At 41.3% G+C, this 2586-nt stretch carries 2 protein-coding genes and 1 pseudogene; 1 reads left to right on the top strand and 2 read right to left on the bottom strand.

What is annotated here, in order from left to right:
* Both AC2JBO_RS44445 and AC2JBO_RS44440 read right to left on the bottom strand, forming a co-directional pair.
* Nucleotides 1–181, bottom strand: a pseudogene (locus tag AC2JBO_RS44445) (photosystem II q(b) protein); the annotation flags it as partial.
* Between the two features lie 283 nt (nt 182–464).
* The gene (locus AC2JBO_RS44440) at nt 465–812 is read right to left on the bottom strand and encodes a histidine triad nucleotide-binding protein (RefSeq protein WP_496960001.1); all 348 of its coding nucleotides are present in this window, start codon (nt 810–812) and stop codon (nt 465–467) included.
* Between the two features lie 94 nt (nt 813–906).
* Between AC2JBO_RS44440 and AC2JBO_RS44435 the strand changes: the two genes are divergently transcribed.
* Nucleotides 907–2436: a YifB family Mg chelatase-like AAA ATPase gene (locus AC2JBO_RS44435; protein WP_496960000.1), complete on the top strand. Its 1530-nt coding sequence runs from the start codon at nt 907–909 to the stop codon at nt 2434–2436.
* Nucleotides 2437–2586 lie beyond the last annotated feature (150 nt).

Raw genomic sequence — 2586 nt, 5'->3', positions numbered from 1 at the left:
CGATGTCAACTAGAGGTGCTGCTACAAATGCGATGATGAAGCAGGTTGTTGCTGCCAACAGGGTAGGAATCATTAGTACGCCGAACCAACCAATGTAAAGGCGGTTTTCGGTGCTAGCGATCCAGCGGCAGAACTGTTCCCACACATTAGCGCTTTCGCGTCTTTGTAAGGTTGCGGTCATGTCTTTATGATTGCTCTATGTGATGAATGATTTAAGCGAGCCGTTTGACTTGCTTAATTAACAAATTAAATCTTTTATTGAGTTTTGTAAAGGTATTTAACTTAACATTTTGTTATATGTGAGTGAGTCTTTATATAGTTTACATTATGAAATGTAAAGTGCTTGGTTAAACAGTTACCTGTGTATAAAGACGTAGAGACGCGATTAATCGCGTCTCTACACAATCGGCGCCTTCTATAAAAACCCTATACTGCAATCATTTCGGCACATTAGATATTGACGTTCAACCTGGTGGCCAGCCCAGCGCGCGCCCACCTAATATATGGAGGTGCATATGGAAAACCGTTTGACCACCATCATTGCCAGTATTAATTACAACCCGATAGCCGTTAGTAAGCTTTTCACTTTCAGCAACTTTCTTAACAGTCTGTAACAAATGACCGAGAAGTTCAGTGTCATCGGTTTGAGCATCGGGGAGCGCGCGTATAGGTTGTTTGGGAATTACAAGGATATGTACAGGCGCCTGTGGGTTAACATCTCGGAAGGCAAGCGCTAAATCATCCTCATAAACAATGTCCGCAGGTATTTCGCGTCGAATAATCTTGCCAAAAATAGTGTCTTGGTTGGTCATGTGCAATTTAATGATTTAGTAAACCATTTGTCATTCGCCAATTGTCAATGATAAGACAAAGGAATATTGCTATAATAAAAGGCCATAAATATAAATGCTAGCAAGGGTTTGGAGTGCGTCCGTAGTTGGAATTGATGCGGTAAAAGTAGGTGTAGAGGTGGATGTTTCAGGCGGATTACCTGGAATAATTATTTTGGGATTACCTGATGCTGCAGTACTAGAAGGTAAAGAAAGAGTTAGGGCAACTTTAAAAAACGCTGGGTTTGGATTTCCCACTAAGAAGATTGTAATTAATTTGTCTCCTGCTGATTTACGTAAGGAGGGGCCTAGTTTTGATTTACCTATTAGTGTGGGGATTTTAGCTGCATCCGAACAAGTAAGTGCCGATTTACTAGGTGATTATTTATTCTTGGGTGAAGTCAGTCTTGATGGTAGCTTACGTCCGGTTGCGGGAGTATTACCAATAGCAGCATCCGCACGCAGTATGGGTATTACTGGGTTAGTTGTACCAGCAGACAATGCTCAGGAAGCAGCAGCAGTTGATGGGTTAAAAGTTTATGCTTTCCATAATTTACTCGAAGTTACAGATTTTTTAAATAATCCATCTCGTTACAAACCTGTACAAGCTACACATAATCATGAAGTAATCGCAGCTAGTAACGTGAATTTAGTTGATTTAAAAGATGTAAAAGGACAAGCTCATGCACGACGCGCGTTAGAAATTGCGGCAGCAGGGGGACATAATCTAATATTTGTTGGACCACCAGGAAGTGGAAAAACTATGCTCGCTCGTCGTTTACCTGGCATCTTACCACCGCTCGGTTTTGCGGAAGCATTGGAAGTAACACGTATTCATTCGGTTGCAGGTTTGTTAAAAAATAAAGGGACATTAGTTAGAGAACGTCCCTTCCGAAGTCCACATCACTCTGCTTCAGGGCCATCTTTAGTAGGAGGTGGTAACTATCCACGTCCCGGAGAAATATCTCTAGCTCACACTGGTGTCCTTTTTCTTGACGAACTCACAGAATTTAAACGCGACGTATTGGAATTTTTACGACAACCGTTAGAAGATGGATATGTAGCAATATCCAGAGCAAAGCAATCAGTAAACTTTCCTGCTCAGTTTACATTAGTCGCAAGTACAAATCCTTGTGCATGTGGGTTTTACGGTGACATAATTCAACAATGTAGTTGTACACCCCGAAAACGCCAAGACTATTGGGCGAAGCTTTCTGGACCACTAATGGATAGAATTGACTTACAAGTTGCAGTTAACCGATTAAAACCAGAAGAAATAACCCAACAACCAACAGGTGAATCTTCTTTGGAAATACGTAAAAGAGTACTAAAAGCGCGCGACATTGCAACTCAAAGATTCAAAAACGAGCAAAACCTACGCTGTAACGCACAAATGCAAAGTCGTCATTTACAAATATGGTGTAAACTTGATGACTCCAGTCGAAGACTCTTAGAAGGCGCCATTCAAAAATTAAATTTATCAGCAAGAGCCAGCGACCGAATACTAAAAGTCGCGCGTACAATAGCAGACCTAGCAGGAGACGAACAATTAAAACCGCATCACGTCGCAGAAGCCATCCAATACCGCACAATAGATCGAATGTAGGGTGCGTAACGCTGCAAAAATCACTCAACGAAGCGAAAATCTTGTAGCGTTACGCACCAAAGCCACGCCTATAATCAGAAGTAAGTTGGGTTATCAGCAGTAATCAATAATCCTAGTATTTCATAGGATTTTTGAGATTTTTGATTTCAA

The sequence above is a fragment of the Calothrix sp. CBUCES-K 9914 genome, assembly GCF_059640475.1.
The sequence above is the reverse complement of the archived record's forward strand: the minus strand, read 5'-3'. Positions and strand labels throughout refer to the sequence as shown.